This window comes from Actinoplanes rectilineatus (genome assembly GCF_000962825.1).
Taxonomy (GTDB): domain Bacteria; phylum Actinomycetota; class Actinomycetes; order Mycobacteriales; family Micromonosporaceae; genus Actinoplanes; species Actinoplanes rectilineatus.
This window is the reverse complement of sequence record NZ_JZKF01000033.1, coordinates 90,400-97,556: the sequence shown is the minus strand read 5'-3', so window position 1 is coordinate 97,556 and position 7,157 is coordinate 90,400. Positions and strand designations below refer to the sequence as shown.

Annotated in this window: 6 protein-coding genes; 5 read left to right on the top strand and 1 reads right to left on the bottom strand. The window is 71.5% G+C overall.

Features of this window, described 5'->3' with window-relative positions; genetic code table 11:
- Nucleotides 1-113: 113 nt before the first annotated feature.
- On the bottom strand, nucleotides 114-1,073 hold the full coding sequence (locus WH85_RS24340; RefSeq protein WP_045744289.1) for an Acg family FMN-binding oxidoreductase: 960 nt from the start codon (nucleotides 1,071-1,073) through the stop codon (nucleotides 114-116).
- A 68-nt stretch (nucleotides 1,074-1,141) separates the two neighbouring features.
- On the opposite strand from WH85_RS24340, the gene WH85_RS24335 reads away from it, so the two are divergent.
- The 5 genes from WH85_RS24335 to WH85_RS24315 all read left to right on the top strand — a co-directional run bounded on the left by WH85_RS24335 (nucleotide 1,142) and on the right by WH85_RS24315 (nucleotide 7,044).
- Nucleotides 1,142-1,696: a GNAT family N-acetyltransferase gene (locus WH85_RS24335; RefSeq protein WP_045744288.1), complete on the top strand. Its 555-nt coding sequence runs from the start codon at nucleotides 1,142-1,144 to the stop codon at nucleotides 1,694-1,696.
- A 46-nt stretch (nucleotides 1,697-1,742) separates the two neighbouring features.
- Complete coding sequence (locus WH85_RS24330) at nucleotides 1,743-2,720, top strand: class I SAM-dependent methyltransferase (protein WP_045744306.1); 978 nt, start codon at nucleotides 1,743-1,745, stop codon at nucleotides 2,718-2,720.
- Between the two features lie 64 nt (nucleotides 2,721-2,784).
- Nucleotides 2,785-3,903, top strand: a complete 1,119-nt coding sequence (locus tag WH85_RS24325) for an NAD(+)/NADH kinase (protein WP_245674072.1) — start codon at nucleotides 2,785-2,787, stop codon at nucleotides 3,901-3,903.
- Between the two features lie 12 nt (nucleotides 3,904-3,915).
- On the top strand, nucleotides 3,916-5,574 hold the full coding sequence (locus WH85_RS24320) for an NAD(P)/FAD-dependent oxidoreductase (RefSeq protein ID WP_045744286.1): 1,659 nt from the start codon (nucleotides 3,916-3,918) through the stop codon (nucleotides 5,572-5,574).
- 3 nt (nucleotides 5,575-5,577) lie between these two features.
- On the top strand, nucleotides 5,578-7,044 hold the full coding sequence (locus WH85_RS24315; protein WP_045744285.1) for an ATP-binding protein: 1,467 nt from the start codon (nucleotides 5,578-5,580) through the stop codon (nucleotides 7,042-7,044).
- Nucleotides 7,045-7,157: the final 113 nt, after the last annotated feature.

Sequence of the window (7,157 nt, the reverse complement as noted above, 5' to 3'; positions counted from 1 at the left end):
GGCGCGCTGGACGCCCCAAATCACCACGCTGTTGTGGGTGTGGTGAATTCGGGCGTGCTGAGCGCCCGAAATCACCACAGAGGCAGACCCTGACTGCGAAAGGTGTCCAGCGGCTAGGCGACGACCTCGATGACCTGGTCGGTGTCGAGGCGGGGGGTGTGCGGCGGGGCCGACTCGGCCGGGTCGAGCACCCCCAGGCGCAGGGCCAGGAACGGGTGGCCGATGCCACCCAGCATGCGGCGCAGCTCGTGGCGGGTGAACGGGATCTCCACCGGACCGCTCAGCGGGAGCAGGTTGACGGCCTTCTCGGTGGCGGCCAGCCAGAGGCGGCTCAGCGCCTCGCCGCCGCGCAACCAGTCGGCGGCTTCGTCACCCGTACCGTAGAGAACGCCGTAGGCCGCACCCCGGCCGTGCCCCTCGCCGGCCTTGAGTGTCCCGCTGGTCTGGAAATCGCGTTCGGCGACGGTGGAGAGCGGGACCTCCTCGGGCAGTACCGAGGCCGGGATGCCGGTGCCGTCCGGGCGTTCGCCGCCCACCCAGGTCGCCAGTTCGGCGCGCAGCCGCTCGTCGGTGTCCTCGGCCTTCTGCGCCCGGTCGACGGCCGCCGCCAGCTCCAGGACCTGGTCGGCGCCGAGCAGGTGCAGCGCGGCGCCACCCTGTTCGGTCTCGGTCACCAGGTGGCGCAGCGTCTCCTCGGGAACGGTCTCGTCGGTGACGATCCGCCGGTCGGTGCGCCGCACCCGCAGCATCTGGAAGTGCCGGGTGGCCTCCGCGGGCGCCGGCTGCCGTCCGGTGATCCGGATCACCGCGATCGGGTCGCCGGCCGGCCGCTCCACCTCGTGCTCCCAGCCCTCGGCGGTCAGCGCCACCCGGGCGTGGTGCAGGGCGGTCCCGCAGCTCAGCAGCAGCATCCGGCCGTCCGGGTCCTGTTCGCGCAGTTGCCGCTCGGCGACGCCGTGCAGCTCCAGACGGTCGCCCCGGACCACCCAGCGCCACGGCTGGGTGTTGTGGATGGAGGGGGCGAACCGGGCCGCGTCCGCCGCTTGAGCCAATGCCCGTGCTTGTTCGCTCATGATTTCATCGTGCCCGGTACACGCCCGGTCATGTACGGCCTTTCGCCCCTAGGTCCTAGGCTTCGCGCATGTTCTCGATCTCTCTGGGTGGGGGCGCCGAGCTGCGCCCGCTGGAACCGTGGAACGCCGTCGAGTTTCTGGAACACATGGACCGCGCCCGGGCCACCGTCGACCCGTGGATTCCGTGGGCGAGTGTCAGCACCGACCTGCCGAGTGCCACGGCGACCCTCCAGCGGTACGCGGACAAGCGTGCCGCGGACACCGGTGGCCTGTTCGGCATCTGGCTGGACGGCACCCTGGTCGGCGGCACGATGTTCACCTCGTTCGACACCGGCTCCGGCAACTGCGAGGTCGGCTGCTGGCTGGAGCCGGCCGGCACCGGCCGCGGACTGATCACCACGGCGGTCCGGGTCCTGATCGACTGGGCGATCCGGGAGCGGGGCATGCACCGGGTCGAGTGGCTGTGCGATCCGGACAACACGGCCAGTGCGAACGTGGCCCGCCGGCTCGGGATGACCGCCGAGGGACGCAAGCGGGAGTCGTACCCCTGGCAGGGACGCCGTCGGGACACCGAGATCTGGGCGCTGCTCGCACCGGAGTGGTTGGCGGACAAAACAGTCTAAAAACCAGGCGTTGCGCGGGTCACACCCGTCCCGGCATGCTGTGGGCGTGCCGGAACGCATCGCCGAAGTCACCGCATTGCTAGCCGAGGTGCTGGCGCCGCGGGCCCCCCTCACCGTGATCGTGGACGGAGGTGATCCCGGCGCCGCCGCGGTGTTCGCCGCCCGGCTGGCCGCCGCCTTCCCGCCGGCCGCGCGGGCCTGGAGCGTCGACGCGGTCCTCGGTCTGAGCGGCCCCGGCCGCGGTGGCTTCGACTCCGCGCTCAACGTGCTCGAGCCGGCCACCGACCGGGTCCTGGTCTACCTGCGCGGCGGCCCCCGGCACCGGTTCGCCGAGGGCGACGGCGAGCGCCGCGCCCAGGTGGTGATCGACCACCGGGACCCGGAGTGGCCGGTGATCCGGCACCTGCACCCCGACCTCGCCGACCCCGACCGGTGGTATCTGTCGGAGAGCCGGGCGTTCTTCACCGCCCGGGCCGCGGGCTGGGACAGCAGGTTCGGCGACGACATCCCGCGATACACCGAAGCCGTTCGGCTGGCCGGCGTCCGCCCGGGGCAGGTCGTGCTGGACGTCGGCTGCGGCACCGGCCGGGCGCTGCCCCCACTGGCCACCGCGGTCGGGCCGGCCGGCCGGGTGTTCGGGTTCGACATCACCCCGGACATGCTGGACGCGGCCCGCAAGGCCGGCCGCGGCGACTACGCCACCCTGGCGGTGGCCGACGCCCGCCGGCTGCCGGTCGGTGCCGGCAGCGCCGATGTGATCTTCGCCGCCGGACTGGTCCACCACCTGCCCGACCCCGCGGCCGGCCTGGCCGAACTGGCCCGGGCCACCCGTCCCGGCGGCACGCTGGTGATCTTCCACCCGACCGGGCGGGCCGAGCTGGCCGCGCGGCACGGGCGCACGCTGCGACCGGGCGAGCCGCTCAGCGAGGAACGACTGGGGCCGCTGCTGGACGGTTCCGGCTGGCGCCTGCGGTCGTACGAGGACGTCCCCGACCGGTTCCTGGCCCTCGCCGACCGCCGGTGACGGGCGGTTCTCGCCGATTTCATCGTCGCGTGCAAGGCTGACGGCCATGGGCATGGTGAGAGTAGTGGGACTGGTGCTGCATCCGCGGCGGGACTGCGGGTCGGCGGTCGACACCATCGTGCGCTGGGCGGCCGACCGGGACGTGACCGTCCTCGGACTGCCCGAGGAGATCACCCGGATCGACTGCAACGCGGTGCCGGTCTCCGCCGACGAGATGGTGGAACGGGCCGGGCTGCTGGTCAGCCTGGGCGGTGACGGGACCATGCTGCGTACGATGCGGCTGGTCGAGGGACGGAAGACGCCGGTGCTCGGGGTGAACGTGGGACGGCTCGGCTTCCTCGCCGAGGTGGACCTGCCGGACCTGCCCGAGTCGCTGTCGGCGATCGACGAGCACCGTTACACGGTCGAGTCGCGGACCGCGGTGCGGGTGGAACTGCCGGACGGCAAGACGGTCACCGCGTTCAACGACATCGCACTGGTCCGGGTGCCGGGACACGGTCTCGCCGCGGTCGGGATCCGGGTCGAGGGCCGCGGGTTCGTCAACTACGCGGCCGACGCGGTGATGGTCTCCACGCCGACCGGGTCGACGGCGTACAGCTTCTCGGCCGGTGGTCCGATCGTCTCGCCGAACGTGGAGGCCCTGATCGTCAGTGCCGCCGCCGCGCACTCGTCGTTCAACCGGTCCCTGGTGCTGGACACCTCCGAACACGTCGCCCTGGACGTGCTGCCGACCAGCGGGCGGCTCGCCATCGAGGTCGACGGGATCATCGAGGGCTACGCCGAACCCGGCGCCCGGCTCGAGATCCAGCCGCTGCCGGCCGCCGCCCAGGTGATCAGGTTCGGTCGCACCTCGTTCTACGAGCGGGCCCGCCGCAAGCTGCGGGTGGAGGGCAGCGCCCAGGTCGGTGCGGCCGACCCGGCCGAGGCGGTGGTGGTCGACAGCTTCGAGAGCCGGCGCTACGAGGTGCTGCTCGGCGGTGAGGTGGCCGGGTTCCTGCACTACGTCCGGCACGACGACCGGCTCGAACTGCTGCACACCGAGATCGATCAGGCCTTCTCCGGCCGAGGGCTCGCGAGCCGGCTCGCCGCGGCCGCCCTCGGCGACGCCCGGTCCCGTTCCCTGCCGGTCGTCGCCACCTGCCCGTTCGTGGCCGGATATCTGGAACGCCACCCCGAGAGCTGAGGACTTTCAAGCATGGGACACCCCGCGATCCTGACCGTCGACGACGACCCCTCCGTCTCCCGGGCCATCGCGCGCGACCTGCGCCGCCGTTACGGCGACAGGTACCGGATCGTCCGGGCCTCTTCGGCATCCGAGGCGCTCGACGCGCTGCGTGAGCTGAAACTGCGCGGCGGCCGGGTGGCCGTGATGCTCGCCGACTACCGGATGCCGCAGATGAACGGCATCGAGTTCCTCGAGCAGGCGATGGACCTGTTCCCGCACGCGCGGCGGGCGCTGCTCACCGCGTACGCGGACACCGACGCCGCCATCCAGGCGATCAACGTGGTCGACGTCGACCACTACCTGCTCAAGCCCTGGGACCCGCCGGAGGAGAAGCTCTACCCGGTGCTGGACGCGCTGCTCGACGCGTGGCAGGCGACCGGTGACAAGGAGATGCCGGACATCCGGGTCGTCGGCCACCGGTGGAGCGAGCCGTCGTTCCAGATCCGCGACTTCCTGGCGCGCAACCTGGTCCCGTACCGCTACTTCGGCGCCGACGAGCCGGAGGGACGCCGCCTGATGGAGGCGGCCGACGCCGGGCCGGAGGCGATCCCGCTGGTGGTGACCGCCGACGGGCGGGCGCTGGTCCGGCCGACCGTGCAGGAGGTGGCCCAGGCAGCCGGCCTGTCCACCAGCCCGGACCGGGACTTCTACGATCTGGTCATCGTGGGCGGCGGCCCGGCCGGTCTGGGCGCCGCGGTCTACGGCGGATCGGAGGGTCTCAAGACGCTGCTGGTGGAACGGCAGGCGGTCGGCGGGCAGGCCGGCCAGAGTTCCCGGATCGAGAACTACCTGGGTTTCCCGGACGGCATCTCCGGCGCCCAGCTCACCGACCGGGCACGCCGGCAGGCCGACAAGTTCGCCGCCGAGACGCTGAACACCCGGGAGGTCACCGGGCTGCGCACCGACGGCTCCGCGCACACCCTGATGTTCTCCGACGGCAGCGAGATCTCGTCGCGGGCGGTGCTGCTCTCGACCGGCGTCTCGTACCGTCCGCTGCTCGCCGACGGCGTGTCCGGGCTGACCGGTTCGGGGGTCTTCTACGGCTCGGCGTCCACCGAGGGACCGGCGTGCGCCGGCACCGACGTCTACATCGTGGGTGGTGCGAACTCCGCCGGTCAGGCCGCGCTCTTCTTCTCCCGGTACGCCCGGAAGGTCACGTTGCTCGTCCGCGGCGACTCCCTCGAGGCGTCGATGTCGTACTACCTCATCCAGCAACTCGCGCGGATCGACAACATCGCGATCCGGACCCGGTGCGAGGTGGTCGGGGCACACGGCGACGGCCACCTGCAGGCGATCACCATCTGTGACAGCAAGGACGGCACGAAGGCCACCGTCGAATGCGGTTATCTCTTCGTGTTCATCGGGGCGGAACCGCGGACCGAGTGGCTCGGCGACGTGGTGGCCCGCGACGCGAAGGGATTCATCCGGACCGGCTCGGATCTGCTCGCCAACGGGGAACGCCCGCGGGGATGGGATCGCGACCGGGATCCGTTCTATCTGGAGAGCAGTGTCCCCGGCATCTTCGCCGCCGGCGACGTCCGGGCCAACTCGATCAAGCGGGTGGCCTCGGCGGTCGGCGAGGGAGCCATGGCCGTCGCGCTGGTCCATCGCTACCTGGAAGCGGAGTAAACCATGCCCGACACCGAGGAGATCCGGCTCGAACCGTGCGAGCCGGGCGCGCTCACCACCGAGGAACTGCGCGGTCTCTTCCTCTTCGAGAAACTCACCGACGACCAGCTCGCCTGGATCGCCGCACACGGCTGCACCATGCGGGTCCCGGCCGGTGGCCTGGTACTGCGCGAGGGCGACCCGGCCGAGAAGTTCTTCGTGCTGCTCAGCGGGACGATCGCGCTCACCCGGCGGGTCGGCGCCGACGACGTGGAGACCAACCGCACCGAGCAGCGCGGCGTCTACATGGGCGCCACCCAGGCGTACATCCGTGACGACGGGGTGCCCCGCACCTACATGCAGTCCATGCGGGCGCTCTCCGACAGCGAGTTCTTCGTGCTCTCGTCCGCCGACTTCGGCGCCCTGATGCGCGACTGGTTCCCGATGGCCATCCACCTGCTGGAGGGCCTCGCTCTCGGGATGCGCAGCTCGCAGGCGGCGATCGGGGAACGCCAGCGGCTGGCGGCACTCGGCGCGCTCTCCGCCGGCCTGATGCACGAGTTGAACAACCCGGCTGCGGCCGCCTCCCGGGCCACCGGTGCGCTGCGTCAGCGGGTCGCCGCGATGCGGATGAAGCTCGGCAAGCTGGCGGCCGGCAAGGTCGCCCCGGACCGGCTGACGGCCCTCCTCGAACTGCAGGAGGAGGTCATCGAACGGGCCGCGAAGGCCCCGGTGCTGACCGCGATGCAGACCGCCGACCTGGAGGACGAACTCGGCGACTGGATGGAGAGCCGCGAGGTCACCGCGCCCTGGGACGTCGCCCCGGTCTTCGCCCAGGGTGGCATCGACGTGGACTGCCTCGCCGAGATCGAATCCCGGCTGGCCTCGCCGGAACTGCTCGATCAGGCGATCCACTGGATCGGGTACGCCCTGGAGACCGAACAGCTGATGAGCGACATCGAGGACGCCACCAGCCGGGTGTCGTCGCTGGTCCTCGCCGCCAAGCAGTACTCGCACGTGGACCGGGCCGCGCACCAGTGGATCGACGTACACACCGGCCTGGACAGCACCCTGGTGATGCTGTCCCACAAGATCGGCGACGGGGTACGCGTGGTGAAGGAGTACGACCGTTCCCTGCCGCAGATCCCGGCGCACCCGGCCGAGCTGAACCAGGTGTGGACGAACCTGATCGACAACGCGATCCAGGCGATGGAGCACACCGGCACGCTGACGATCCACACGTCCCGCGAGGGCGATCATGTGCTCGTCTCGCTCCGGGACACCGGCCCGGGGATGACACCCGAGGTGCGCAAACGCGTCTTCGAGCCGTTCTTCACCACGAAGCCGGTGGGGCAGGGGACCGGTCTCGGCCTCGACATCTCCTACCGGATCGTGACGAACGGGCACGGCGGTGACATCACGGTCGAGTCGGCGCCGGGGGACACCCGTTTCCTGGTCCGGTTGCCGCTCACCGAGCCGTCGTCGGCCTGATGCCGGTCAGGGGCGGTCGGCGATGCGCGGCCCGGCGATCAGCCTCCGAACGCTGACCCGGTCGGCACCGCCGTCCGCCTGATGAATTCCTCCGGCGTCTCCTCAACCCCGCA